At 65.7% G+C, this 25,116-nt stretch carries 24 protein-coding genes; 12 read left to right on the forward strand and 12 right to left on the reverse strand.

Annotated features, from left to right (window positions below):
• Positions 1–585 (forward strand): type I glyceraldehyde-3-phosphate dehydrogenase (locus U1E69_RS02965; protein WP_322242737.1); only part of this gene is annotated, 585 nt, incomplete at its 5' end.
• Between the two features lie 175 nt (positions 586–760).
• Positions 761–931, forward strand: coding sequence for a hypothetical protein (locus tag U1E69_RS02970; RefSeq protein WP_322242739.1), 171 nt, complete (start codon positions 761–763; stop codon positions 929–931).
• Between the two features lie 8 nt (positions 932–939).
• Here U1E69_RS02970 and U1E69_RS02975 read toward each other — a convergent pair whose 3' ends face one another.
• The 4 genes from U1E69_RS02975 to U1E69_RS02990 form a co-directional block, all read right to left on the reverse strand.
• Positions 940–1,959 (reverse strand): sensor histidine kinase, encoded by a 1,020-nt coding sequence (locus U1E69_RS02975; protein WP_322242741.1) that lies wholly within the window; start codon positions 1,957–1,959, stop codon positions 940–942.
• Between the two features lie 47 nt (positions 1,960–2,006).
• On the reverse strand, positions 2,007–2,501 hold the full coding sequence (coaD, locus tag U1E69_RS02980) for a pantetheine-phosphate adenylyltransferase (protein ID WP_322242743.1): 495 nt from the start codon (positions 2,499–2,501) through the stop codon (positions 2,007–2,009).
• A 72-nt stretch (positions 2,502–2,573) separates the two neighbouring features.
• Positions 2,574–3,008: a CBS domain-containing protein gene (locus U1E69_RS02985; protein WP_322242745.1), complete on the reverse strand. Its 435-nt coding sequence runs from the start codon at positions 3,006–3,008 to the stop codon at positions 2,574–2,576.
• Positions 3,009–3,064: 56 nt separating this feature from the next.
• Positions 3,065–3,964 (reverse strand): LysR family transcriptional regulator, encoded by a 900-nt coding sequence (locus tag U1E69_RS02990; RefSeq protein ID WP_322242747.1) that lies wholly within the window; start codon positions 3,962–3,964, stop codon positions 3,065–3,067.
• Between the two features lie 161 nt (positions 3,965–4,125).
• On the opposite strand from U1E69_RS02990, the gene U1E69_RS02995 reads away from it, so the two are divergent.
• Together U1E69_RS02995 and U1E69_RS03000 are read left to right on the forward strand one after the other, a co-directional pair.
• Complete coding sequence (locus tag U1E69_RS02995; protein ID WP_322242749.1) at positions 4,126–5,625, forward strand: CoA-acylating methylmalonate-semialdehyde dehydrogenase; 1,500 nt, start codon at positions 4,126–4,128, stop codon at positions 5,623–5,625.
• Between the two features lie 79 nt (positions 5,626–5,704).
• On the forward strand, positions 5,705–6,046 hold the full coding sequence (locus U1E69_RS03000) for a hypothetical protein (RefSeq protein WP_322242750.1): 342 nt from the start codon (positions 5,705–5,707) through the stop codon (positions 6,044–6,046).
• A 48-nt stretch (positions 6,047–6,094) separates the two neighbouring features.
• On the opposite strand, the gene uvrA is transcribed toward U1E69_RS03000, so the two are convergent.
• Complete coding sequence (gene uvrA, locus U1E69_RS03005) at positions 6,095–8,959, reverse strand: excinuclease ABC subunit UvrA (RefSeq protein WP_322242751.1); 2,865 nt, start codon at positions 8,957–8,959, stop codon at positions 6,095–6,097.
• Between the two features lie 158 nt (positions 8,960–9,117).
• On the opposite strand from uvrA, the gene U1E69_RS03010 reads away from it, so the two are divergent.
• The gene (locus U1E69_RS03010; protein ID WP_322242753.1) at positions 9,118–9,474 is read left to right on the forward strand and encodes a rhodanese-like domain-containing protein; all 357 of its coding nucleotides are present in this window, start codon (positions 9,118–9,120) and stop codon (positions 9,472–9,474) included.
• Here the strand turns inward: U1E69_RS03010 and U1E69_RS03015 are convergent.
• Positions 9,471–10,610: an MFS transporter gene (locus tag U1E69_RS03015; protein ID WP_322242755.1), complete on the reverse strand. Its 1,140-nt coding sequence runs from the start codon at positions 10,608–10,610 to the stop codon at positions 9,471–9,473. The genes U1E69_RS03010 and U1E69_RS03015 overlap by 4 nt on opposite strands.
• Before the next feature lie 237 nt (positions 10,611–10,847).
• On the opposite strand from U1E69_RS03015, the gene U1E69_RS03020 reads away from it, so the two are divergent.
• Positions 10,848–11,315: a DUF6647 family protein gene (locus U1E69_RS03020; RefSeq protein WP_322242758.1), complete on the forward strand. Its 468-nt coding sequence runs from the start codon at positions 10,848–10,850 to the stop codon at positions 11,313–11,315.
• A 211-nt stretch (positions 11,316–11,526) separates the two neighbouring features.
• Here U1E69_RS03020 and U1E69_RS03025 read toward each other — a convergent pair whose 3' ends face one another.
• From U1E69_RS03025 to U1E69_RS03040, 4 genes are all read right to left on the reverse strand, one after another.
• A complete protein-coding gene (locus U1E69_RS03025) occupies positions 11,527–11,958 on the reverse strand; it encodes a methyltransferase domain-containing protein (protein ID WP_322242759.1) in 432 nt (143 codons plus the stop codon).
• Entirely contained in the window at positions 11,958–13,355 is a 1,398-nt protein-coding gene (lpdA, locus tag U1E69_RS03030) for a dihydrolipoyl dehydrogenase (RefSeq protein ID WP_322242760.1), read from the reverse strand. The genes U1E69_RS03025 and lpdA overlap by 1 nt, the downstream gene beginning before the upstream one ends.
• Before the next feature lie 76 nt (positions 13,356–13,431).
• Entirely contained in the window at positions 13,432–14,031 is a 600-nt protein-coding gene (locus tag U1E69_RS03035) for a DUF924 family protein (RefSeq protein WP_322242761.1), read from the reverse strand.
• Between the two features lie 61 nt (positions 14,032–14,092).
• A complete protein-coding gene (locus U1E69_RS03040; protein WP_322242763.1) occupies positions 14,093–15,343 on the reverse strand; it encodes an MFS transporter in 1,251 nt (416 codons plus the stop codon).
• A 165-nt stretch (positions 15,344–15,508) separates the two neighbouring features.
• Here U1E69_RS03040 and U1E69_RS03045 point away from each other — a divergent pair, with 165 nt between their 5' ends.
• A complete protein-coding gene (locus U1E69_RS03045) occupies positions 15,509–16,237 on the forward strand; it encodes a GNAT family N-acetyltransferase (RefSeq protein WP_322242764.1) in 729 nt (242 codons plus the stop codon).
• Here the strand turns inward: U1E69_RS03045 and queA are convergent.
• Together queA and U1E69_RS03055 are read right to left on the reverse strand one after the other, a co-directional pair.
• Complete coding sequence (gene queA / locus U1E69_RS03050) at positions 16,234–17,274, reverse strand: tRNA preQ1(34) S-adenosylmethionine ribosyltransferase-isomerase QueA (RefSeq protein WP_322242766.1); 1,041 nt, start codon at positions 17,272–17,274, stop codon at positions 16,234–16,236. The two genes, U1E69_RS03045 and queA, sit on opposite strands and share 4 nt — an antisense overlap.
• Positions 17,271–20,546, reverse strand: coding sequence for a hypothetical protein (locus U1E69_RS03055; protein WP_322242767.1), 3,276 nt, complete (start codon positions 20,544–20,546; stop codon positions 17,271–17,273). Before U1E69_RS03055 ends, queA begins: the two co-directional genes overlap by 4 nt.
• Before the next feature lie 327 nt (positions 20,547–20,873).
• Between U1E69_RS03055 and U1E69_RS03060 the strand changes: the two genes are divergently transcribed.
• From U1E69_RS03060 to U1E69_RS03080, 5 genes are all read left to right on the forward strand, one after another.
• A complete protein-coding gene (locus U1E69_RS03060; protein ID WP_322242770.1) occupies positions 20,874–21,335 on the forward strand; it encodes a peroxiredoxin in 462 nt (153 codons plus the stop codon).
• A 70-nt stretch (positions 21,336–21,405) separates the two neighbouring features.
• Positions 21,406–22,221: a ferritin-like domain-containing protein gene (locus tag U1E69_RS03065; RefSeq protein ID WP_322242773.1), complete on the forward strand. Its 816-nt coding sequence runs from the start codon at positions 21,406–21,408 to the stop codon at positions 22,219–22,221.
• Between the two features lie 168 nt (positions 22,222–22,389).
• Positions 22,390–23,727 carry a M23 family metallopeptidase gene (locus U1E69_RS03070; protein WP_322242774.1) on the forward strand — a complete coding sequence of 446 codons (1,338 nt, stop codon included), beginning with the start codon at positions 22,390–22,392 and terminating at the stop codon, positions 23,725–23,727.
• The gene (locus U1E69_RS03075) at positions 23,717–24,223 is read left to right on the forward strand and encodes a polymer-forming cytoskeletal protein (RefSeq protein ID WP_322242775.1); all 507 of its coding nucleotides are present in this window, start codon (positions 23,717–23,719) and stop codon (positions 24,221–24,223) included. Before U1E69_RS03070 ends, U1E69_RS03075 begins: the two co-directional genes overlap by 11 nt.
• A gap of 44 nt (positions 24,224–24,267) precedes the next feature.
• Positions 24,268–25,116, forward strand: an 849-nt coding sequence (locus U1E69_RS03080; protein WP_322242777.1) for an MFS transporter, incomplete at its 3' end; no start/stop codon positions are given.

Below are 25,116 nucleotides of genomic sequence, written 5' to 3' on the forward strand. Positions count from 1 at the left end.
ACCAAGGATGACATCGTCGTCTCGAACGCGTCTTGCACCACCAACTGCCTGTCGCCCGTGGCCTTTGTCCTTAACAACGCCATCGGGATCGAAAAGGGCATGATGACCACGATCCACAGCTACACCGGCGACCAGCCGACGATGGATACAATGCACAAGGACCTGTATCGCGCGCGCGCTGCGGCGCTGTCGATGATCCCGACCTCGACCGGGGCGGCCAAGGCCGTGGGTCTGGTGCTGCCGGAACTGAAGGGCAAGCTGGACGGCTTCGCGATGCGTGTGCCGACGCCGAACGTGTCGGTCGTGGACCTGAAGTTCATCGCCAAGCGCGCCACCAGCGTCGAGGAAGTGAACGCCGCGATCAAGGCCGCCGCCGATGGCCCGCTGAAGGGCATTCTGGGCTACACCAACGAGAAGCTGGTCAGCAGCGACTTCAACCACGACCCGCATTCCAGCGTGTTCCACATGGACCAGACCAAGGTGATGGACGGGACCTTCGTGTCGATCCTGAGCTGGTATGACAACGAATGGGGCTTCTCGAACCGCATGGCTGATACGGCCGTGGCGATGGGCAAGCTGATCTGAACCCGTTGAAATCCTGACACAAGGGCGCCGCAAGGCGCCCTTTTTCTTGCCGCAAGCCATGCAATCCCTGCATAGCTGCACCGCAGCATTGGGCGTTGTTGGCAGGATGGGAATGTCTATGTTCCGGCCATGCGAGAGGGAATACGCCGCTCTCGCCAAGAACAGGATGACGACGATGACCTCTGTGTATGAAATGCTGAAAACCGCGGCCGGGAACTATGCCCTTTACCGCCAGACCCGCAACGAGATTGCCAATCTGCCGGCCGACATCGCGCTGGACCTTGGGATCTACCCGGGCGACGCCGACCGGATCGCGCGCGAAGCCGTGTACGGCAAGGCGGCCTGAGCGAAGGCTCAGTAACTGAATTCCAGGCGGGCTGCGGTCCCGCCTTCCGGGCGGCGCTCCATCACCAGGGTGCCGCCCAATTGTTTGGCGAATTGGCGGGCGATGGACAGACCCAGACTGCGGGTCTTGTCGATGTCGAAATCCTTGGGCAGGCCCTGACCGTTGTCCTGCAGTTCCAGAACCGCCCGTCCCTGCTGGGCCGGTGTCCACAGCCGCAGGCCGATCATGCCGGTGCTGTCCCCGGGAAAGCCGTGTTCCAGCGTGTTGGCAACCAGTTCAGTCGCGATAAGGCCCAAGGGAACCGAGACGTCGGGACCGACATGCAGCGGGGCAGCCTCGACCTTCAGGGCGATGCGCGCCGAGGCGCCGTTGCTTTCCAGGATGTCCCGCCCCGTGTCGGCCAGGAAGCGCGCCATGTCGACGGTCTGGCCCGACGGATCGTGCAGGTTGCGCATGATCCGCGCCACAAGGTCGATGCGGCGCACCGAATCGTCCAGCGCCACCCCAGCCGCCTCGTCCCCGACCAGCCGCCGCTGCAGCTTCATCAGGCCCGACACAGTGGCCAGGTTGTTCGAGACCCGATGCTGCAGCTCGTGGAACATCAACCGCCGCTGTTCGGCCAGAAGCGCGTTGGCCTGACGCTCGACCTCCAGAGCGCGCAGGGCACGCTGCGCCAGCGTCACCAGCGCAATATCGGTGACAGCGATGAAGACGTAGAACAGAAGCGCGATGATGCCCGCGCCCGTCAGGTGAAAGCCTGCGAAGGGCGGGATGAAGAAATACCAGGCGCTGAAGAAGCCGGCGACGGCCACGGCGATGCCGCTTCTGGTGCCCAGGAAGTAGCTGCACAGAATGATCGCCGGAAAGAAGGTCAGGAAGGGAAACCCGGGCGGCAGAGAGCCCTCAAGCCTGTAGCGGATCGCAAAGGCCACGACGAAGGCCAGCCCCGTCAGCACCCATCTGAGAGCCAGAGGCACCTGCATCGGGTCCCAGCGGCTGATCGTTTCAATCAGGCTACGCCCGCTCACACGACACCCCACTCACTTCGGCCGACCGCACAGCCGGACACACGACTCTACGTCTTCAGACGCGCGCGCAACGCGGTCTGCACCGGGGGGGTCACGAACTTGGACACATCGCCCCCCAGCCGCGCAATCTCTTTGACCAGCTTCGAGGCAATGGCCTGACGCCGGGCATCGGCCATCATGAACACCGTCTCGATCGATGCGTCGAGCGCGCGGTTCATGCCGACCATCTGGAATTCGTATTCGAAATCCGCCACCGCCCGCAAACCGCGCACGATGATCCCGGCGCCGACGTCACGGGCGCAGTCGATCAAGAGGTTCTCGAACGGGTGCACGACGATCTCGCCCCCGGTCTTGGCCTGGATCGCGGCACATTCGGCCTCGACCATCGCCACGCGTTCTTCCAGGCTGAAGAGCGGACCCTTGTCGCGGTTTATCGCCACCCCGATCACCAGCCGGTCAACCAAGGCCATCGCGCGCTGGATGATGTCGATATGGCCCAGTGTGATGGGGTCGAAGGTCCCCGGATAAAGCCCGATACGCATAAGGTCCTCCGGCGCAGCATTACCCCCGCACGCAACAATATTGCCCGCGCGGGTGCAAGCGCGAATCCGACGTCAGAAGCCCTTGATCATGCCTTCCAGCGCTTCCTTTTCCGCCGCCAGCTCCATCAGCCGGGCCTTGACCACATCGCCGATCGAGATCAGGCCGACCATCTGCCCCTCTTCGATCACCGGCATATGGCGGAACCGGCCGTCGGTCATCCGGCCCAGCACGGCATCGGTGCCCTCGGTGCGGGTACAATACACGATCTTCGCCGTCATCAGGCTTTCGACCGGGTCCCTCAGGCAGGCCGCGCCGCGTTTGCCCAGTTCGCGCACGATGTCGCGTTCCGACACGATGCCTGTCGCGGTCTTGCCGTCGGACGAGACGATGACCGCCCCGATCCGCTTTGAGGAAAGCAGCGCGGCAACCTCCTGGACCGTGGTGCCAGGTTCGACCGTGATCACGCCAAGGTCACCCTTGGAAGCGAGGATTTGCTGAACGAGCATGGGACGGCCCCTCCTCCTGACCGGAGGTCAAGCGTCCGTTGGATAAGGGGATTCTGTCAAGCGCGCGTTTCTACACTGGCGTCCAGGCGTGCCATCTCGGCCCGCGCTTCGCGGGTCAGCTGGTCGGCAAAACGGTTAAGCCGGTCCAGCCGCGCGTCGCTTTCGTGGCGGATCAGCCAGAAGCTGCGGGTCAGGCTGATCTGGTCGGTCAGGATGCGGGTCAGGTTCGGCGCGGCGGGCAGCGCGAAGTCGTGCACGACCCCGACCCCTGCCCCATGCCGCAGCCAGTTCAGCTGGACCGAAACCGAGTTCGAGGTCAGCGCCGCCGGTCCGATCCCGATTTCCGCCAGATAGTCCAGTTCCTTGTCGAAGATCATGTCGGGGATGTAGCCCACGATCCGATGCGCGGGCAGGTCGCGTGGCGTGCGGATCGGCGGCGCGCTGGCCAGATACTCCTGGCTGGCGGCCAGGTGCAGCCGGTAATCGGTCAGCTTCTGCACGGTCAGCCGACCCGCCTCGGGGCGCGAGACGGCGATGGCCATGTCCGCCTCACGCTTCGACAGGTTGAACACACGGGGCAGCGCCACGATCTGCACCTCCAGCCCCGGGTTCGCATCGCAGATCCGCGCCAGCACTTGCGGCAAGAGGTAGTTCGCACAGCCATCCGGCGCGCCAAGGCGGATCAGGCCGGTGAGGCCGCCGGGGCCGGACAGGCTTTCCTCGGCGGACAGGGTGGCGCGTTCCGCCTGTTCGGCATGTGCGATCAGCCGCGCGCCTTCCTCGGTCAGCGCATAGCCCTGCGGCGACTTGGTGAAAAGCCGGGCCTTCGTCGCCTCTTCCAGCCGGGCGATGCGGCGGCCCACGGTGGCCGGGTCGATCTTGAGCCGCTTGCCCGCCGCCGACAGGCTTTCGGTCCGCGCCACCGCCAGAAACACGCGCAGGTCGTCCCAATCCACGGCAAAACTCCTCGTGCGCTGCGCTTCTCGTCGTAAGGCCCCCGACGAGCGCCGGAAAGGCGACGAGGATTCATGCATTCCTGCAAAACCCTTTTGGCATAATGCCGCTTTGTCTGGCGTTTGTGCAAGGATAGAAGGGCATCAAGCAAAAGGAGGATTCCATGCAAGAGATCGGTCACTGGATCAACGGAAAGCGCGTCCTAGGCACTTCGGGCCGGTTCGCCGATGTCATGAACCCTGCAACCGGCGAAGTTCAGGCGCGGGTTGCGCTGGCAACGCTCGGTGAGCTGGACCACGCGATCCAGGAGGCCGCCAAGGCCCAGGCCGGCTGGGCCGCCACCAACCCGCAGCGCCGGGCGCGGGTGATGATGGCCTTCGGGGCGCTCATCAACGAAAACATGGACAAGCTGGCCGAAATGGTCGCCCGTGAACACGGCAAGACCATCCCCGACGCCAAGGGCGACGTGCAGCGCGGCCTTGAGGTGATCGAGGTCTGCATGGGTGCCCCCGCCATGCTGAAGGGCGAGGCGATGGACAGCGCCGGCCCCGGAATCGACCTTTACGCCATCCGCCAACCCCTTGGCGTCGTTGCCGGAATCACGCCTTTCAACTTCCCCGCGATGATCCCCTTGTGGAAGATCGGCCCGGCCCTGTCCTCGGGCAACGCGATGATCCTGAAGCCGTCGGAACGCGTGCCCTCGACGTCGCTGTTCCTGGCGGAACTGCTGCAACAGGCGGGCCTGCCGGATGGCGTGCTGCAGGTCGTGAACGGTGACAAGACCGTCGTCGACGGCATCCTGGACCATCCGGTGATCCAGGGCGTGGGCTTTGTCGGCTCCACCCCCATCGCGCAGTACATCTATGGCCGCGCGGCCGCGAACGGCAAGCGCGCGCAGTGCTTCGGTGGGGCGAAGAACCACATGATCATCATGCCGGACGCCGACCTCGACAAGGCCGCAGACGCGCTGGTCGGTGCGGGTTACGGGGCTGCGGGCGAACGCTGCATGGCGATTTCCGTGGCCGTGCCGGTGGGCGAAAAGACCGCCGACGCGCTGATTGAACGGCTGATCCCGCGGATCGAGAAGTTGAAGGTCGGCCCCTATACCGCTGGAAACGATGTGGATTTCGGGCCCGTCATCACCCAGGCGTCGAAGGACCGCATCCTTGGTCTGATCAACTCGGGCGTCGATCAGGGCGCGAAGCTGGTGGTCGACGGGCGCGGCTTCAAACTGCAGGGCTATGAGAACGGCTTCTTCGTCGGCCCGTCGCTTTTCGACAACGTCACCCCGGACATGGAGATCTACAAGCAGGAGATCTTCGGGCCGGTCCTGACCACCGTGCGCGCCGGGTCCTACGAGCAGGCGCTGAAGCTGGTGATGGACAACGAATACGGCAACGGGACCGCGATCTACACCGCCGACGGCGACACCGCGCGCGACTTTGCAAGCCGGGTCAACGTCGGCATGGTCGGCATCAACTTCCCGATCCCGGTTCCACTGAGCTACTTCAGCTTCGGCGGCTGGAAGAAATCGGCCTTCGGCGACCTGAACCAGTACGGGCCGGACGCCTTCCGGTTCTACACCAAGACCAAGACCGTCACCGCCCGCTGGTTCAGTGGCATCAAGGACGGCGCCAGCCTGAACTTCAAGGCGCTGGACTGACACTTTCGGGCGCGGCTTCCCCGGCGGAACCGCGCCCAAACGTCCCGCGTTGCCTTGCTGACCCATCAGCGAGGCCAGAATGCGACCCCTGATCCTTTCCCTGCTTCTCCTGGTCTCCGTCGGCCCCACACAGGCCGGACCATGCGGCTCGATCGTCCCGTCGGTCTGCGAGCGTCCCGTCGAAGACGCGCCTGCCCGGAAGGTCCTGCGCGTGAAGCCGTCTGTCACGCCCTTCGGGATCGGCGACAGGTTCCCGGTCGAGACACGTTCCCTGCTGATGGACCCTGCCCGTTATGCGCTTGCCCCCTCGGACGGCAGCTGGCGCTATTACGCGATGGCGGGCGCGGTCTACCGGGTCGAAACCGCCTCTGGTCTGGTGCTGGAGGTGATCCGCAACCGTCGCACCGCGCACCTGCGCTAACCGCCGCTTGGCACCTGCGCAGGCGTAGGGTGGGCGATATCGCCCACCCTACTCTGCCCCGATGCGCCGCGGTTTCAGCAGGTCCTTGAGGTAGCGCCCCGTATGGCTCGCCTCGACCTTGACGACGTCCTCGGGTGTGCCGGTGGCCACGATCTCGCCGCCGCCGTCGCCGCCTTCGGGCCCAATGTCGATCACCCAGTCGGCGGTCTTGACCACATCCAGGTTGTGCTCGATCACCACCACCGTATTGCCCTGATCCACAAGAGAATGAAGCACTTCCAGGAGTTTCCTTACGTCCTCGAAGTGCAGGCCCGTCGTCGGCTCGTCAAGGATATACAACGTCCGACCCGTCGCGCGGCGGCTAAGCTCCTTCGACAGCTTGACCCGCTGCGCCTCACCACCTGACAGCGTCGTCGCCTGCTGGCCGACCTTGATGTAGCCCAGGCCCACTTCGCACAGCGCATCCATCTTCTCGCGGATCGAGGGGACCGCCTGGAAGAACTCGCGTGCGTCTTCGGTGGTCATGTCAAGAACGTCGGCTATGCTTTTGTTCTTGAACTTTACTTCCAGGGTCTCGCGGTTATACCGGTGACCCTTGCAGGTCTCGCACGTCACATAGACGTCGGGCAGGAAGTTCATCTCGATCTTCAAGACCCCGTCGCCCTGGCAGGCCTCACACCTCCCGCCCTTGACGTTGAAGCTGAACCGACCCGGCCCGTAGCCGCGCGCCTTCGACTCGGGCAGGCCCGCGAACCAGTCGCGGATCGGCGTGAAGGCCCCGGTGTAAGTCGCCGGGTTCGACCGCGGAGTCCGCCCGATGGGCGGCTGGTCGATGTCGATCACCTTGTCCAGATGCTCGAACCCCTTGATCGTCTCGCAGGGTGCGGGAGTTTCATGCGCGCCGTTCAGGCGCATGGCGGCGGTCTTGAACAGCGTCTCGATGGTCAGCGACGACTTGCCCCCACCCGAAACGCCCGTCACGCAGACGAACTTGCCCAAGGGAAACTCGGCCGTGACATTCTTCAGGTTGTTGCCCGTCGCCCCCACGACAGTCAGCATCTTGCCGTTGCCCTTGCGGCGGGTCTTCGGCACCGCAATCTCACGCGCCCCGGACAGATACTGGCCGGTCAGGCTGGCAGGATCGGCGGCGACGTACGCCGGAGTGCCATGCGACACGACCATCCCGCCATGCACCCCGGCGCCCGGACCCATGTCGAAAACATAGTCCGCCTCGCGGATCGCGTCTTCGTCATGTTCCACCACCAGCACCGTATTCCCCGCATCGCGGAGGTTCTTCAGCGTGGTCAGAAGCCGGTCATTGTCACGCTGGTGCAACCCGATGGAGGGTTCGTCCAGCACGTAAAGCACGCCGGTCAGGCCAGACCCGATCTGTGACGCCAGACGAATCCGTTGCGATTCCCCGCCCGAAAGCGTGCCCGCCGCGCGGCTCATCGTCAGATAGTTCAGGCCGACATTCACAAGGAATCCAAGGCGTTCGCGGATTTCCTTCAGGATGGCCTTGGCGATCTCGTTCTGTTGCTTGGTCAAAGTCTCAGCCACGCCTTCCACCCAGGCGAAGCTTTCGGTGATCGACATCCGCACCACCTGGCCGATGTGCAGGCCCGCGATCTTGACCGCCAGAGCCTCGGGCTTCAGCCGATACCCTCCACAGGCCCCGCAGGCGCGGTTGGACTGGTAGCGTTCCATCTCCTCACGGGACCAGGCGCTGTCAGTCTCGCGGTAGCGGCGTTCCATGTTGGGGATGATCCCCTCATAAACGCGCTTCACCTGGTAGACCCGCCCGCCCTCGTCATAGCGGAACTCGATCTCCTGGCCCTTGGAGCCTTGCAGGAAGAGGTCCTTCACCGTGTCGGGCAGGTCCTTCCACTTGGCCTTCAGGTTGAAGCCGTAGTGCTTGGACAGGGCCTCCATCGTCTGCGTCAGGTAAGGCGATTTCGACTTGGCCCAGGGCGCGATGGCGCCTTGCATCAGGGTCAGGTTCTGGTCGGGAACGACGAGGCGCTCGTCGAAGAACAGCTCCATCCCCAAGCCGTCGCAGACCGGGCAGGCCCCGAAGGGGGCGTTGAATGAAAACAGGCGCGGCTCGATCTCGGCGATGGTGAAGCCGCTGACCGGGCAGGCGAATTTCTCGGAATAGGTGATGCGCTGCGGTTCCTCACCCTCTTTCGCGTCGGCCAGTTCGACCACGGCGATCCCGTCGGCCAGGTTCAGCGCAGTGCGGAAACTGTCGGCAAGCCGCGTCTCGATCCCTTCCTTCACGACGATCCGGTCGACCACCACGTCGATGTTGTGGCGAAACTTCTTGTCGAGGGTCGGCGGTTCCTCCAGCTCGTAAAACGAGCCGTTGACCTTGACGCGCTGGAAGCCCTGCTTGCGAAGGTCCAGGAATTCCTTGCGATACTCGCCCTTGCGGTCCCGGATGATCGGGGCGAGGAGATAGGCCCGCGTCCCCTCCTCCATCGCCATCACAGCATCGACCATGTCCTGCACCTGCATCGCGGTGATCGGCAGGCCAGTGGCGGGGGAATAGGGCGTGCCAACGCGGGCAAAGAGAAGGCGGAGGTAGTCGTAGATCTCGGTCACCGTGCCGACGGTGGACCGGGGGTTCTTCGAGGTGGTCTTCTGCTCAATCGAAATCGCCGGGGACAGGCCCGAGATGTGGTCCACATCCGGCTTGCCCATCATGTCCAGGAACTGCCGGGCATAGGCCGACAGCGATTCGACATAGCGCCGCTGCCCTTCCGCATAGATCGTGTCGAAGGCGAGTGAGGATTTGCCCGACCCCGACAGCCCGGTGATCACCACCAGCTGATCCCGCGGAATCGAGACATCCACGCCCTTCAGGTTATGTTCGCGCGCGCCGCGCACTTCGATGAACTTCTGTTCCGCCATGACCGACCCCAAAGGTGCAGGGGCAAGACATAGGACGGTTTGGCTGAGTCTCCAACCGGAAAAAGTGAACGGAACATGAACGCATAACAGGCTTGTGGTGGGGTTTACATTTTCATCTTACAAGCTATATAGGTGTAATCCGCAAAACGAGGTGTTCCATGTCTTCCACGACCCGTCCCACCCCCGAAACGCGCCCAAGCGTGGCCGAAGTCGCCGAACAGGTGGCGCAGGGAAAAATGCTGTTGATCGACGTGCGCGAGGTCGCCGAGGCGAAGGCTTCGGGCGTGGCGCGGGGGGCCAAGCTGATCCCGCTGTCGCTGGTGCCCCTGAAGTGCGACCCGCACCAGCCGGGGTGTGAGCTGCCGCAGGGTCTGCCGGTTGCGGTCTATTGTGCGGCGGGTGGACGGTCGGCGATGGCCGCGGATGCGCTGGCGCGGCTTGGCTACGGGCCGGTTCTGAACCTTGGCGGTCTTCGCGATTGGACGGCCGGCGGCGGAGCGGTCGTCACCTACTAGGACAGTTGCTCGCGGCGGGCCTTCTGCAGCGTGTGGATGCCGATCCCTGCCCCGCAGAGGATGACCGCCGCCAGCGCAAGCCCCCCCGGCCCGGTGCTGGCCAGCAGTGCCGCAAGGACCGGAGTGCCGGTGGTCGTCCCCAGGTTCCCCAGTTGCGCCACCGCCCCCGCGGCGCGGGCACGGTCGTCCGGGGTCGCGTTAAGCTCGGGGATCGCGGCAAAGCTTGCGCCCTGGACGATGCCCAGGGCCCCCGAGAGGACGAACCCTCCCGCGACCATGCCGGCGCCCTGCCCCCAGAACGCCCACAGGATCACAAAGCCCGGTATCGCGACCAGATACCCCGCCTGGACCAGGCGGACAGCCGACATCCGCCCAAGAAGTCGGACGCCAAGCGTCAGCGACACAACGATCGAGACCAGCGGCATCCCCGCGGCGATCAGGGCGCGGTGGGTCTCGGGCGTTTCCGGTGGCAGCAGGGTCAGAATTGCAACGTACAGGAAAGTATAGCAGCAGAACCCCATCGCAGGGGCCGCAAGGCGCGGCGAAAGGTAGATGGCCGCGTGCTGGGCAAGAAGGTTGCCCATCGGCAGCGCGACCCCGCGCGGGTCGGGCGGCAGGGTCAGGAACAGGATGACGGCAAGGGCTGCCATGTATGCGGCGTGGCCAAGGAACAGGCCGGTCGGCGTCGCGTGCGGGCCGATCAGGGCAAGGATGGTATAGGTCACGCCGAAAAAGCTGGACCAAAGCGTCATCGCCAGCGGGCGGCGGTTTTCGGGGGCAAGGGCGGCGATCATCGTGGGGCCGACGACGACGATGGCAAGGTGGCTGCCCCCCTCGATGATCCGGCTGGCCAGCATCAGCGGGTAGGCGGGCATCAGGGACTGGAGGGCCGACATCGCGGCCCCGGCAGCAAGGGCCGCGACGATGGCGCGGCGGGGGCCGATGCGGGCCACCAGAAGCCCCGCGGTGGTGCCGAAGATCAGGCCGACCATGCCGACGATCGACACCACAAGTCCAAGCGCGACCTCGCCATTGCCGCCATAGCTGGCGCGGAGGGACTCATACAGGATCGAGATCTTGCCAAACTGGGCGGCAGCGCCAAGGCCGGCGCACCACAGCAGGACGACAAGAAACATGGGGGCAAGCGGTCGCATGCGGAAGTCGTAGCCGGATCGTGGCCGGGACGCCAGAGGGTGTCCTCGCGCGGACAGCCCTGCGGACGCCATGAATTCAATGGGTTGGCTGCGGACGTTCGGGAATTCCTGACACCCGGCGGCACGAGACTGGATTGACGCCGGGCCTCGTCACAAAACGTGACTGCACAGTTGCATGTCAGACTTGCAAAGATTTCATGAAGCTTCAGCATGGATTGCATGAAACAACTCTTCGCCGCCCTGGTGTTTGTCATGATCGGACCCGGCCATCCGGCCCGCGCGACAGAGCTTTGTCCGCTGGTGACCGACCTCAACCGGGTTCTGACCGACAGCACCGGATACGCCGCAATCCCCTGCCCGGACATCGGGTTTTCGGTCCTTGGCGACCAGCCGGGGATGCGATCGCAGGCCGGAGCCTATTTCCCCGACACCGGCCGGATCGAACTGGCCCCGGATCTGGACCTTGAAACGGCCTACGGCCAAAGCTTCCTGTTGCACGAGATGGTTCATGCCGCACAGTTCGCCGAAGGCGCGGACCGAAGTGCGCCCTGTCCCTCAGCGCTGGAGGCTGAGGCCTATCGGGTGCAGGCGCAATTCCTGCACGACGCGGGTCTGACGCGGGATGCCCTTCTGACCCGCATGCTGGGCGACCAGTTGGGGACCTGCGGAGCTGATCCGGGCTACTGAAGGCAGACCGTAGGGCCGCTCGTCGTCGACTTCGTCGCTCCTCGCTTGGGCAGGTCCGACGAGAAGCCGAAGGCGCACGAGGAGGTCAGTCCTTCTGCGCCATCGCCCAGGTCACCACCGGGAAGTCGGGGTCGTTGGTCAGATCATCGTCGTCATGCAGCGCGGGCGGCCAAGGCACCTCAAGGTTCCGCTGGGCCACATGGCGGTTGCCCTATTGGTGCGACTGCACGCGGTCCGCATCAAACCCGGCCTCGATCAGCAGGTTCTTCAGCCCCCGCGCGGTCCAGCGCGAACAGTCCACCGGCGCACCGTGGAAGGGCGCAAAAAACGGCACCGCAACCCAGAACCAGCCGCCCGATCGCAGCATCCGGTGGATGTTCCGCGTGGCGGCATAGGGGCGATCCAGATGCTCCCACACCTGGTTGGCCATGATAAGGTCGAAGCGGACGACCTTGCCCGCGTCGTCCAGCATTGGACCCTTGCAGGGGTCGAATTTCCAGCGGTTCAGGGCACGGTAGGTGCGGAAGGGAAATTTCTCACCCCATTTCCCCGACAGCTCCAGGACGTCCAGCGTTTCGGGGCCAAGACTGGTGATCCAGTCCCGGCTTTCCTTCTGCATGACGACCCGGTTCAGCGACCGCATCAGATGTGGAGGGCCCGTCCGTAAGCGTCGAGCACGGCTTCGTGCATCATTTCCGACAGGGTCGGATGCGGGAAGACCGTGTTCATCAGGTCTTCCTCGGTCGTCTCAAGGCTGCGGCCGATGACATAGCCCTGGATCAGTTCGGTCACTTCGGCACCGATCATGTGCGCGCCCAGAAGTTCGCCCGTCTTTGCGTCGAAAATGGTTTTCACCAGACCTTCGGATTCACCCAGAGCGATGGCCTTGCCGTTGCCGATGAAGGGGAAGCGGCCGACCTTGATGTCATAGCCCGCCTCTTTCGCCTTGGCCTCGGTCAGGCCCACGCTGGCGACCTGCGGATGACAATAGGTGCAACCGGCGATGGAGTTCGGCTTGATCGGGTGCGGGTGCTTTCCGGCGATCAGTTCGGCCACCATGACGCCTTCGTGGCTGGCCTTGTGCGCCAACCACGGCGCGCCCGCGATGTCGCCGATGGCGTAAAGCCCCTCGACCCCGGTGCGGCAATATTCGTCAGTCACGACATGGGTGCGGTCGATCTTCACGCCCAAAGCCTCAAGCCCCAGGTTTTCGATGTTGCCGACGATCCCCACGGCAGAAATCACCGTGTCGAAGTCCTGCGTCGTGACCTTTCCGTCCTGTTCGATATGTGCGGTGACGCCCTGCCCAGGCTTGCGGTCCAGTTTCTTGACCGCGGCCTTTTCCAGGATCTTCATCCCCTGCTTGAGGAAAGCCTTTTTCGCGAAGGCCGAGATTTCGGCGTCTTCCACCGGCAGGATGCGGTCCATCACCTCGACCACGGTGGTATCCGCGCCCAGAGTGTTGAAGAAGCTGGCAAATTCGATACCGATGGCCCCCGAGCCGATCACCAGAAGCTTCTTCGGCATCCGGGTCGCCACCAGCGCATGACGGTAGGACCAGACCAGATCGCCGTCAGCCTCCAGCCCTGGCAATTCGCGGGCCCGCGCGCCGGTGGCCAGGACGATTGATTTTGCGCTCAGGGTTTCGGTGCCCTTGTCAGTCTTGACCGACACGGTGCCTTTGGCGGGCAGCGTCGCCGCCCCCATGAAGACGGTGACCTTGTTCTTCTTCATCAGGTGGCCGATGCCGCCGGACAGCTGCTTCGCCACCCCGCGCGACCGTGCCACGACAGCGGGCAGGTCGAAGGAAATGCCGGTCGCGGCCAGGCCAAAGTCCTTGGCGCGGTGCATCAGGTGGAAGACCTCGGCGCTGCGCAACATGGCCTTGGTCGGGATGCAGCCCCAGTTCAGGCAGATGCCGCCCAGATTTTCACGCTCGACGATGGCGACCTTGAGGCCAAGCTGGCTTGCACGGATGGCGGCGACGTAGCCCCCCGGTCCGGCACCGATCACGATTACGTCGAAGCTTTGGGCAGCCATCTTTCCCTCCTCCAGAAAAAGTAGTTTGCCATTAAACTATCTGCCAGACCCAAGCAACATTGGCGCTGCTGTGGGCCTATGCGTCAGGCGCATGGCTTTCCTCCTGCTCGGCCTTCAGGCGGTTGACCAGCGCCGGATAGGCGCCGTCGTCCAGGAACGCCTGTTCCTCGGGCGTCGTGGTGCGCCCCAGGGCGGCGTTGCGAAACGGGAAGCGGCCGAAGCGGGCGATGAGCTCGCGGTGGGCCTTTGCATGCAGAAGATAATCCGCATCCTCGACCATTCGGGCCGAATACAGCTCGACCGACCACTCCTGATCCGACAGGTCCTCGGAGTGTTCGAAGGGCAGGTAGAAGAACGTGCGTTCGGGTTCGGGGACCGCGATGTCCCAGCCAAGCGCCACGGCGCGGCGGGCGGCGGCGCGGGCGCGGGGGTCGGTGGCAAAGGCGCGCGCCTCGCCCCGGAACATGTTGCGCGGGAACTGGTCGGTGAGGACAAGGTAGGCCAGCGTCCCGGCGGGGCCTTCGACCCAGTGCTCCAGCCCCCCGTCATGGGCGGCTTGCCACAGGTCAAGGAAGCGGTCACGGCAGGCCATGTCCACGGCCTCGCCGCCATTGAACCAGCCCTTCGCGCCGATCTCGCCTATCCAGAAGTCCAGCACCTCGACCGGGTCAGACATGGCAGCCTCCCTGCTTTGGCAAAGCCTTGCAGGGTTCGGGCGGCGCTGCAACCCGAAGATGTCAGGCGGCGTCCTTGCGGGGGGGATCGTCCTTGGCGGCGTCGTCCAGCACCGCCTCGACCGCAAGCGGCGAGGTTCCCAGTGTCACGCCCCGGAAGGCGCCCGACACGGACGGCGCGGCACGGCGGGTCATGCGGAACAATGCGTAGGCGGCAAGCGCGGCGTAGAGGAGGCCAATGAAGAGGAAAAAGCCCGGGGGACCCACCTGCTCCATCATCCAGCCGGTCGAGGTCGGGCCAAAGATCGCGCCGAAGCCGTTCAGGAAGATCAGCCCGGCCGAAGCCCCCGCCATCTGGTCGCGCGGCAGGAAGTCGTTGGTGTAGGCGATCAGAAGGGCATAGACCGGGTTGGTGATGCCGCCCAGGATCACGGCGATGGCGACGAGGGCGGGGAAGGACATCGGCAGCACGGCGGCGGCCAGCATCGCCACGGCGGCGATGGCGGACAGCCCGGTGATCAGCGTGCGCCGGTCCATCCGGTCCGAGGCCCAGCCGATGGGATACTGCAGCACCAGCCCCCCGACATAGATCGCGCCGACGAAGATCGAGATCTGGCCCAGCGTCAGCCCCTCTTGCGCGCCCCAGACCGAGGCCATGCCGAACATCGCCGAAAAGACGCCTCCGGTCAGAAGCATGCCGACGCAGCCCAGCGGCGAGATGCGGAAGAGCCGCCCGAAAGACACCCGGCGCGTGCTGTCGAACTCGGGCGCAGGTGTGGGGGCCAGCAGGATCGGCATGAAGGCCAGCGACACCAGGACGGACGGCAGGATGAACAGCGCAAAGCCGGTGGGGTCGGGCAGGTTCAGCAGGACCTGGGATGCGATGATCCCGATCATCTGCACGATCATGTAGGCCGACAGCGCCTGGCCCCGGGTTTCGTTCGAGGCGGTGTTGTTGATCCAGCTTTCGGCGGTGATGTAGATGCCGGAAAAGCAGAAGCCCGCAAGGACGCGCAGGGCGGTCCAGACGATCCAGTCGGGGTAGACCGGGTAGATCACCAGGATCGCCGAGATCAGCGACCCCAGCGCGGCAAAAACCCGCACATGGCCCACCTGCCGGATCATCTTCGGCGCGGCCCACGAGCCGAACAGGAAGCCCAGGAAATACGCGGCCATCACATAGGACAACTGATAGGTGGTGAACCCCTCAAGGTTGCCACGGATGCCCAGAAGCGTGCCCTGGATGCCGTTGCCGACCATCAGCAGCATGATGCCCATCAGCAGCGGCCAGGAATGGGAAAGGACCTTGAGCATCGTCGTTCCTGCCGCGCGGGGGATGCGGACTGCCTGCCCGAAGTTTCGGCACAAGGCAAGCGCAAGGCATTGTTTCGCCCGGCGGATGGGATTGTATCGGTAACACCCGTTGAATTCGACGCCGCACCTCCCACTTAAGCCACAAGCACATCAGGGAGACAGGCCATGACCGACCAGACCGATCGGACCCTCCGCGACCGCTTTGATGGTGTGCTGGATGCCGAAGAGCTTGCCCTGGCTCGGGCCTCTGGCGAACCGCTGGCCTATTGCCCGTTGCAGCAGGGCTGGGTGCACCATGCCGAGGACGAGGATGACACCGCCCCGCCGCTGTCGTGGCAGATGGGCGTCCTGCCCTTGCACAAGCAGGTCACCGGCACGCCGGTCTATGTCCGGCCCCAGGCGCTGACCCTGCGGGTCTGGGTCGAGGATGATCTGCCCGCCTACCGCGCCTTGATGAGCGACCCCAGCCTGTGGACCTTCATGCTGGAAGAACGGCCCAGGACCCTGGACGAGGACACCGCCCGCGCGCTGATCGCCTTGTCGACGGAAGGCACGCATCACAAGGTGCGGGTGGCCAGCGTCGGCGGGCAGCCCGTGGGCCAGGTGCGGCTGGAATACGGTTCTGACCCCGCGATGGCTGAACTCAGCTACTGGATCGGGGCGACCCATCGCGGCATAGGGTACGGCAGGCAGATGGTGCAGCGGTTTCTGGACCGGCTGGCGGTGCGAAAACCGCATATCACCCGGATCGCCGCCCGCGTCCATCCGCAGAACCTGGCCTCGCAGCGGCTGCTTCTGGCCTGCGGCTTTCAGCCCTGCGACCGCGCCAGCCTGAACCTTGCCCCGCGCGGCAAGGACCAGGGCGACTGGGCCGGCTTCGTCTTCACCCGCTAGGCGTCGGGGATCAGGAGCGAGCTGTCACCATAGCTGAAGAAGCGGTAGCCCTCGCGGATCGCGTGGGCATAGATGTGGCGGATGCGCTCTTCGCCCATCAGGGCCGAGACCAGCATCATCAGTGTCGATTTCGGCAGGTGAAAGTTGGTCATCAGCGCGTCCGTGACCCGAAAGCGGTAACCGGGATAGATGAAGATGTCGGTCTCGCCTTCCCACGGGTGCAGAACGCCGTCCGGGCCCGCAGCGCTTTCGATCAGCCGCAGCGCGGTGGTGCCGACGGGGATCACCCGGCCCCCTGCCCGCTTGGTCGCGTTGATCTCATCGGCCGCGGCGGCGGTCACCCGGCCCCATTCGGCATGCATCCGGTGGGTCGTCACATCCTCGACCTTCACCGGCAGAAAGGTGCCGGCGCCGACGTGCAGGGTAACCTCGGTGAACGTGACCCCCTTGGCGGCCAGCGCCTTCAGCAAATCCTCGTCAAAATGCAGGGACGCCGTGGGCGCCGCGACGGCGCCAGAGTGTCGGGCAAAGACGGTCTGGTAATCGGTCCGGTCCTGGTCGTCCGCTGCGCGCTTGGCGGCGATGTAGGGCGGCAGCGGCATGACCCCGGCCTCGGCCAGGGCCGCGTCGAAGTCGTCGCCGGTCAGGTCGAATGTGAGCGTGAGGTCGGTTTCGGACTTGTCGGCCACCGTGCCAGACAGCCGGTCGGAAAAGCGGATCACCTCGCCCACCTGCACCTTGCGCAGGGGCTTGGCCAGGGCGCGCCAGCCAACGGCGCGAGGCTCCAGAAGCGTGATCTCGACGCGGGCCACGGCATCGCCGCGCTGACGGGTGCCGAACAGACGGGCGGGCAGCACCTTGGTGTTGTTCAGGACGAGCCGGTCGCCGGGACGGAAGATGTCCAGCAGATCAAAGACATGCATGTCGGTGATCTTGTCCCCTTCGGCCAGCAGCAGGCGGGCCGAAGTACGCGGGCGGGCGGGCCGGGTGGCGATCAGGCCATCGGGCAGGTCGAAGTCGAAATCGGAAAGTTTCATCCGCCCCCCTCGGCGTCCTTCAGGTTGGGCGGGCGCTGGCGGAAAAGCTCGCGGAACATGCCGGGCGTCAGCACCGACAGCGGGTTCACCGCGACATTCGGGTCCTCGGCCGTGCCGGTGACCCGGTAGTTGAACCCGAAAAGCCCCTCGCCCTTGCGTGTCAGGATCTGCCCCACCCCATTGACCAGGTAGATCGGCGAAATCACCCCCTGCAGGTCGATGGCGCCGCTGCCGGTCAGATAGAGGCCCGCGAAGGAAATGCCAAGCGAGGCGCCGACGGCAGATCCTTGTGTGATCTCGACTGCCTTTGGCGTCAGGATGAACGAGACCTCGCCGTTGTTGAACGCCAGGCCCTCGCCGTTCATCTGTTCCAGAAGGCCCACGACCGAGATGGCGGACAGAAGCTCGGCCAGGGCGGGCGCACCCTGGACGCGAAGCCGCGAGAAGGTCGCTGTGCCGTTGTACTCCCCTTCCGGTCCGCGCGGGAACATCGTCATGTCCAGCGACCCGCCGCGGCCCTGGTCGAAGATGCCCGCGGCGGCCATCACAGCGCCCGCGTTTTCCGATGTGATGCGAATGGCACTGCCACCTTCTGCCGGAGCGACGATGCCTTCGATCAGGGCCATGTCGTTGACGGCAGCGACGAAGCGCCCGCTGAAACCGCTGCGGCTGCCGAATTCGCCCCGGAAGTCGGTCAGCGCGATGCCTTCGGAAATGCGCAGCCGGTCAAGGCGGACGTTGAGCGGCCCGCCTCCCCCCGCGGCACCATCGGAGTCGGGCATGCGGCGCAGATCAAGGCTGCCGCCAGTCACCGCCACGTCCAGCGCGTCCCGGCCCCGGCCCGTCAGTGTCACGCCGGCATCCAGCCAGTCGCCCGCGACGACACGTTCGAAAGTGGCGGCGTCCAGCCCCCCGCCTTCACGCGTGGTGATCCGGCCCCGCGCCTCCAGCCCCGGGGCGTCCAGCGTCAGGCGTTCCACCACCGGTACGCGCGCGAGGCGAGCTTCCAGGTCAAGCGACCCGCGCGTGCCGGCCGCCTTGGACCAGCCAAGCGCGTCCAGCCGCAGGGCAAGGCCGGTCAGGTTCGAGGTCAGCGTCAGCTGTGGCGGCAGGTCCTTGACCAGGCCTACGTCGATGGCAGCCGGGCCTTCGCCCCGGACCGAACCGGTCGGCAGTTCGATCCCGAAGTCGCGCAGCACCGCGTCCGACAGCATCACCGTGCCGTTGACCCGCGCGCGGCCCTTCTGGTCCGCACCAAAGCCCTGCCGATAGGTCAGGTCGACCGGCATGATGTCCAGCTTGCCCTTGCCTCGCAGCTCCAGCCCCTCGGTGTTGACCGCGACCTCGATCTCGGGCGCAGTCAGGATGCGGCCAGGGACCAGCGCGGGCGAGGTGAAGTTGCGGATATGACCCGCGACGGTGAAGCTGACCTCCTCGATCGGGATGCGCGGTTTCAGGGGCATGATCACGGTCGCGGTCAGTTCGGCCCGCCCGTCGCCCAGGTTATAGGGCTGCCCGGCCTTGGAGAAAAAGCTGAACGGCTCCTGGTCCAGCAGCGACAGTGTGGCGGTCAGGCTGGCCGAGGTGACGAGGTCGACTTTCGCCGTCGCCGGGCGCTGGGTGATGTCCAGGATCTGAAAGACAGTGCCGTCGGCCTCGATCCGGCCGCCCTCGGGGGCGATGACATGGCCCTTGTCCAGTGCGACGGTATAGGTCTTGTTCTCCAGCGTGGCATGGCCACGCCCGTTCAGGATCGGCGGCAAAGTGCGGACGAAGCGGACGTCGGTGTCGGAAAACTCGTAGCCCAGGGTAAACTGCGGCTGCCCGCCGGGGGCCAGACGCAGGGCGGCCTGCACGTCGGTCAGAAGGCCCTGCCCTACGTTTTCGGCGAACCACAGCCGGGTCTTGGGCACGACCGAGACCGGCCAGACCTTCAACAGGCGTTCCGTCTCGATCCGGTTGAGGTCGACGTCAAGCGCCACCTTCCAGCCGCCTTCAGTCGCCGCGACGGCACCCGACAAGAGCAGGCGCTCGTCACCCTCGACCAGTGCGACCTGGCCGATATCCAGCCGGAAGGGCGTCAGTTGCAGCCGCAGGTCCAGCGCGCCGTTGCCGAAGCGGACGGGTTCTTCGAAAAGGCCGTCGGGGTCCAGCATGACCTCTTCGACCGCGATCTGCGCGAGGATGCTGTCGGGAAGCGCGCCCGCCACCAGCGGGCTGTCGTCCGAGGCCAGAAGGTCACCGTGGCCGCGGGCGGTCAGGCGCAGCGAGGGGCTTTCGACCGACAGGCCCGACAGCGCGATCCTTGCGGTGGCCGGATCATAGGCCAGGGACAGCGCTGCACGGTCAAAACCGATGGGCGGGGCCCCGTCGCCGGGCGCAAGACTGCCCGCGGCAAGACCAAGCTCGGCCGTCATGCCGCCAAAGTTGCCCTCCTGGTCCAACCGCGCATCCAGCGCGCCCGAGATCGGGGCATCGACAAAGCCAAGGAAAGCCAGCGGCGCGGCCATCACTGCCAGATCCGTGGCGGCGACGGTGTCGACCCGGGCGCGCAGATGCGCGGTCTTCGCCGCCTTGTCCGACACCAGCGTCAGCACGGCCTGGGCCGGGGTGGCGCGGTCCAGAAGCGTCAGACCCAGCTCGGCCGAAATTGCCGTCGCGCCATTCTGGATCACCAGCCTTCCGTCGCCCACCTGCCAGGTGCGCCCGGCGCGGTCATCGGTCAGAACCAGCGTCAGCCCCTCGGCCTCGATGGTGGCAAGCGAGGCCAGCGCGGGGCTGGCGAAGGCGGCTTCGACCGCCGTCAGCACGTCAGATGCACTTTGCGGACCGGCACTGCGGGTCGCCCCCTCGAACTGCAGGTCGATCCGGCCCGCCACATCCCGCCGCATGGCAAGCCGCGCCCCCGACAGGCGCACGGCGGTGGGACGCAGCTGGCCCGACAACAGCGCCCGGGGATCGAACGCCACCGTCGCCTCGGGCAGGGTCAGCAGCGAGCGACCGGTGTCGCCGATCAGCCGGATGTCCTGCAACCGGAAGCGCGGCACGAAGTCGGCGTCGACCGCCAGCTCGACCGCGCCCAGCGACACGGCACTCCCTTTGGGCAGCCGGGCCTGGGCCAGGCCTTCGTTCAGGCGCGCCTCGATCTCGACCACGCCCCAGGTCGGCAGCCGGATCGTCTTGCCGGTATAGGCCATCGTCAGATAACCGAACCCCAGTGCCAGCAGGACCAGCGTCACGATCACCGTCAGGCTGATCCGCCCTTTGGCCATCCGGGACCTGCGGGTCTTCGGCTGCAGCTGCGACTGGCCCGGCTGGGATGGGCCAGGCTGGGATGGGCCAGGCTGGGATGGGTCAGGCTGGGATGGGTCAGGCTGGGGTGTCTGAGGATCGGTCAGGATCAGTGGATCGGCACGCCCCGGCGCGGCAACGGGGCTGCGCCCGTCTTCCAAGCCCGCCGACTGGTCGTTCATCTAAGTCTGGCGCCCCGCTGCCTTCCGTCGCTCCGACCGGAGCGCCCGGCACTTTCCCTGCCTTTATCTTTGCGCGAAGGCAACTAGATGCAAAGTCACAAACGTGCACAAGGCAAGGAGCCGCCCATGATTTCCGCAGGACAGACCGCCCCCGATTTCACTCTGCCCCGGGATGGTGGCGGAACGGTGACCCTGTCGGCCCTGAAGCCGGGCAAGGTGGTCCTGTACTTCTACCCCAAGGACGACACGCCGGGCTGTACCCTGGAAGCGCAGGATTTCAACGCGCGGCAGGCCGAGTTTGCCGCCGCCGGGACCACGGTGATCGGCATGTCGAAGGACAGCGTCAAAAGCCATGACAAGTTCTGCAAGAAGCATGGGCTGGGGATCATCCTGGCCTCGGACGAGGCGGGCCATACCTGCGAAGATTACGGCGTCTGGCTGGAGAAAAGCATGTACGGCAAGACATACATGGGGATCGAGCGCACGACGGTCCTGATCGACGGCGCGGGGACCGTGGCACGGGTCTGGAACAAGGTCAGCGTCAAGGGCCACGCCGATGAGGTGCTGGTGGCAGCGCAGGCGTTGTGACAGAAGGGGGCCGCAAATTCCTTCGACGGGATTTGCAAATCCTCTCGAAAAGATGTGCGGGACCCGACCGATGACGCAAAGCCTGGCTGAACTGGCGGTGGAGGTGCTGACCACCGCCGATGGCCGGGCCAAGACCGCGCTTGGTCGCGCCCATGCCGCCACCTGGTTCGCCGCCCGTGCGGCGGGCCGGCCCCTGCCCATCGGCCAGGCCGCGCCTCCCCTCCGCCCTGCCCGCCCCGCGAAGCCCGAACTGCTGTCCCCCAGGGACGTCCCCCGCCGCCGCCCCGGCAGTCCTGAGGGCCGCATCGCGCTTTTGCACGCCGTGGCGCATATCGAACTGAACGCCGTCGACCTGCACTGGGACCTGATTGCCCGCTTCACCGACCACCCGATGCCGCTGGGCTTCTACGACGACTGGGTCAAGGCCGCCGACGAAGAAGCCAAGCATTTCAACCTGATCTGCGACTGTCTTGAGGCGATGGGCAGTCACTATGGCGCTCTGCCCGCCCATGCTGGAATGTGGCGCGCCGCCGAGGATACCGCCCAGGACCTGCACGGCCGTCTGGCCGTCGTGCCGATGGTGCTGGAAGCGCGCGGTCTGGACGTGACCCCCGGCATGATCGAGGTCTTCGCCCGGCACGGCGAGACCCAGGCCCTGGCCGCGCTCGAGGTGATCTATGCCGAGGAAGTGGCGCATGTGGCCTATGGGTCCAAGTGGTTCAACTGGCTGTGCGGGCGCGACGGCAGCGACCCCAAGGAGGTGTTCCACACCCTTGTCCGCCGCCATTTCCACGGCCAGCTGAAGCCCCCCTTCAACGAGGCAAAGCGCGCCGATGCCGGACTGCCGCCCGATTTCTACTGGCCTCTGGTGGAAGATGGCGACTGATCGGCGATTTCTTGCCGATAAACTCCATGTCCCACGCGGAAAAACTCTGCCTGTGGTCAAAATTGTTGCGGGTCTGAAACAGCATGGCTAATCAGGTCCGAGCCCGGGGACAGCTGCCTTGGGGTAACGGTAAAGCCACTGCCAAGGCTATGAACGGATGACCCCAACGTGCTGAATCGTCTTGCCTATCGCGTCCACCAAAGCCTTGAGCGGCACTTTCCCGAACAACGGCTCTTTCTGAAATCCGACACCGAGACCCGGTTCATCCGGCTGCGACCCGCGACGCAGATCATCGCGCTGGTCGGCGGAACGCTGGCGCTGGCTTGGACCATCGTCGCCACCGCGCTGATCATGATGGACAGCATCGGGGCCGGATCGGCGCGCGAACAGTCGATGCGCCAGCAGGCGCTTTACGAGGAACGGCTTGGCGCCCTGTCCTCGGACCGCGACCTTCGTGCCGAGGAAGCCGCCCGGGCGCAGGAGCGCTTCAACATCGCGCTGGCCCAGGTGTCGGGGATGCAGGAACGGCTTCTGGCCTCCGAGGACCGTCGGCGTGAGCTGGAGACGGGGATCGAGGCGATCCAGGACACCCTGCGCGAAACCATCAAAGAGCGCGACACCGCCCGCGCCGAGGCCGAGCGCGTGACGCTGGCGCTGAACAGCCAGTCTGGCGCCGCGACCGAACTGGGGCGGGCCACCGACACGGTGGCGACGCTGGAATTCCTGACCGGAGCCCTTGGCGAGGCCGCCGAAGAGCGCAACGAGGTTCTGGCCGAGGCCGAGGCCGCGCGCGAGGAAGTCCAGGTCATCGCCGATGCGAAAGAGGCGCTGGAACTGCGCAACGACGCGATCTTCACCAAGCTGGAAGAGGCGCTGACCGTCTCGGTCGAGCCCTTGGACAAGATGTTCCGCGAGGCCGGGATGTCGCCCGAAGACCTGATCGGCGCCGTGCGCGAAGGCTACTCCGGCCAGGGCGGCCCCCTGACGCCGATCTCGTTCTCGACTTCGGGCGCGGCCCCCACGGCCGAGGAGCTGCGGGCGAATGCGATCCTCACCGGGCTGGACCGGATGAACATGTACCGCATCGCGGCCTTCAAGCTGCCCTTCGCCATGCCGGTCAAGGACAGCTTCCGCTGGACCAGCGGCTTTGGCTACCGCCGTGACCCCAAGGGCGCTGGCACCCGGATGCACGAAGGCACCGACATGGCGGGCAGCTACGGCACCCCGGTCTATGCCACCGCCGACGGAGTGATCGTGCATGCTGGCTGGGACAACGGCTATGGCCGTCTGGTCAAGATCAAGCACGACTTCGGCGTCGAGACGCGCTATGCGCATCTCAGCCAGATCCGGGTCGAAGTCGGCCAAAGGGTCTCGCGCGGGGACCGGATCGGTGATATGGGCAATTCAGGCCGGTCCACCGGCACGCATCTTCACTACGAGGTCCGCCTCGGCGGTGAAGCGGTAAACCCGATGACCTTCATAAAGGCAGCGACGAATGTTTTCTAAGAGCCGCATCAACGAGCCGGGCCCGAAGGCCGAGGTCGAGAAGCCCAAAACCCCGGAGACCCCGATGACCAAGCCCAGCATGGATTTCACTCCGACCGCGCCGAAGGGCAAGGCCACCGCCTCGGTCCTGTCGTCGGACCTGACGGTCGTGGGCAATCTGCGCACCACGGGCGACATCCAGGTCGAAGGCACTGTTGAAGGCGACATCCGCGCGCATCTTCTGACCGTCGGCGAAAGCGCCACCATCCGCGGCGAGATCGTGGCCGACGACATCGTCGTCAACGGCCGGGTCATCGGCCGCGTCCGTGGCCTGAAGGTCCGCCTGACCTCGACCGCCCGCGTCGAAGGCGACATCATCCACAAGACCATCGCCATCGAATCGGGCGCCCATTTCGAAGGCTCGGTCCAGCGTCAGGAAGACCCGCTGGCCAATGGCCGCAGCCCCGGTGGTGCGGTTCGGCTGGACACCCCGGCCCCCGCTGCCGACGCCGAATAAGCCAACCCACCATGACCATTGCGCGGGCATCGGAGGGCACTCCGGTGCCCGTTTCCTTCTGTGCCGAGGGGGACCGGCGCATCCTGCTCTGGGCCGCGATTTTGGCGTCGTCGATGGGGTTCATCGACTCGTCCGTAACCTCGATCGCGCTTCCCGCCATGCGTGAGGCCCTGGGCGCGTCACTGCCCCAGGCGCAGTGGATCAACGCGTCCTATCTTCTGGCCGTGTCGTCTCTGGTGCTGGTCGGAGGGGCGATGGGCGACCGCTTCGGAATCGCTCGGATCTTTTCGCTGGGTATTCTGGTCTTCGTCGCGGGGTCCTTGGCCTGTGCTTTCGCGCTGACGCCCGAGCAGATGATCGCGGCCCGCGCGGTCAAGGGCGTGGGTGCGGCGATGATGGTGCCGGGGTCGATGGCAATGATCTCGCGCGCCTATCCGCGCAGCGAACGCGGGCGGGCGCTGGGGCTATGGGCCGCCGCATCGACCCTGACGACGGCAATGGGGCCGGTGATCGGCGGCATGTTCGTGACCTGGGGCGGCGAGCTTGGCTGGCGGATGATCTTTGCGCTGAACCTGCCTCTGGGCCTGATCGCGCTGTGGCTGGTCCGGGGCCGCACCCCCGGTGATATCGGCAAGCCCGGTGTCCGGGTGGACCTTCCGGGCGCGGGTCTGGCGACGCTGGGCCTGGGGCTGATGGCCTGGGCGCTGACCGAGGCCACCGCCCCGACCTGGGTCGCCTTGGCCGCAATTGCCAGCCTTGCGGCCTTCCTGGTGTGGGAGGCCGTGTCCCCTGCCCCGATGCTGCGTCTTGGCCTCTTTCGCAACCGCACTTTGGCGGTGACCAATGTGGTGACCTTCGTCCTGTATTTCGCGCTGAACGGGGTGATGTTCTAC

The sequence above is a fragment of the Tabrizicola sp. genome, assembly GCF_034366665.1.
In the GTDB taxonomy this organism is placed as follows: domain Bacteria; phylum Pseudomonadota; class Alphaproteobacteria; order Rhodobacterales; family Rhodobacteraceae; genus Tabrizicola.

Bases quoted from the DNA above. Each gene is read 5' to 3' on its own strand.
- queA (WP_322242766.1), bottom strand. From the start codon at position 17,274: ATGAAACTTTCCGATTTCGACTTCGACCTGCCCGATGGCCTGATCGCC.
- uvrA (WP_322242751.1), bottom strand. From the start codon at position 8,959: ATGGCGGAACAGAAGTTCATCGAAGTGCGCGGCGCGCGCGAACATAAC.
- U1E69_RS03075 (WP_322242775.1), top strand. From the start codon at position 23,717: ATGTTTTCTAAGAGCCGCATCAACGAGCCGGGCCCGAAGGCCGAGGTC.
- U1E69_RS03015 (WP_322242755.1), bottom strand. From the start codon at position 10,610: ATGTTTCTTGTCGTCCTGCTGTGGTGCGCCGGCCTTGGCGCTGCCGCC.
- U1E69_RS03065 (WP_322242773.1), top strand. From the start codon at position 21,406: ATGACGCAAAGCCTGGCTGAACTGGCGGTGGAGGTGCTGACCACCGCC.
- U1E69_RS03040 (WP_322242763.1), bottom strand. From the start codon at position 15,343: ATGCTCAAGGTCCTTTCCCATTCCTGGCCGCTGCTGATGGGCATCATG.
- U1E69_RS03000 (WP_322242750.1), top strand. From the start codon at position 5,705: ATGCGACCCCTGATCCTTTCCCTGCTTCTCCTGGTCTCCGTCGGCCCC.
- U1E69_RS02970 (WP_322242739.1), top strand. From the start codon at position 761: ATGACCTCTGTGTATGAAATGCTGAAAACCGCGGCCGGGAACTATGCC.
- U1E69_RS03010 (WP_322242753.1), top strand. From the start codon at position 9,118: ATGTCTTCCACGACCCGTCCCACCCCCGAAACGCGCCCAAGCGTGGCC.
- U1E69_RS03045 (WP_322242764.1), top strand. From the start codon at position 15,509: ATGACCGACCAGACCGATCGGACCCTCCGCGACCGCTTTGATGGTGTG.
- U1E69_RS03060 (WP_322242770.1), top strand. From the start codon at position 20,874: ATGATTTCCGCAGGACAGACCGCCCCCGATTTCACTCTGCCCCGGGAT.
- U1E69_RS03025 (WP_322242759.1), bottom strand. From the start codon at position 11,958: ATGCGGTCGCTGAACCGGGTCGTCATGCAGAAGGAAAGCCGGGACTGG.
- U1E69_RS03035 (WP_322242761.1), bottom strand. From the start codon at position 14,031: ATGTCTGACCCGGTCGAGGTGCTGGACTTCTGGATAGGCGAGATCGGC.
- lpdA (WP_322242760.1), bottom strand. From the start codon at position 13,355: ATGGCTGCCCAAAGCTTCGACGTAATCGTGATCGGTGCCGGACCGGGG.
- coaD (WP_322242743.1), bottom strand. From the start codon at position 2,501: ATGCGTATCGGGCTTTATCCGGGGACCTTCGACCCCATCACACTGGGC.
- U1E69_RS02985 (WP_322242745.1), bottom strand. From the start codon at position 3,008: ATGCTCGTTCAGCAAATCCTCGCTTCCAAGGGTGACCTTGGCGTGATC.
- U1E69_RS03055 (WP_322242767.1), bottom strand. From the start codon at position 20,546: ATGGCCAAAGGGCGGATCAGCCTGACGGTGATCGTGACGCTGGTCCTG.
- U1E69_RS03020 (WP_322242758.1), top strand. From the start codon at position 10,848: ATGAAACAACTCTTCGCCGCCCTGGTGTTTGTCATGATCGGACCCGGC.
- U1E69_RS02995 (WP_322242749.1), top strand. From the start codon at position 4,126: ATGCAAGAGATCGGTCACTGGATCAACGGAAAGCGCGTCCTAGGCACT.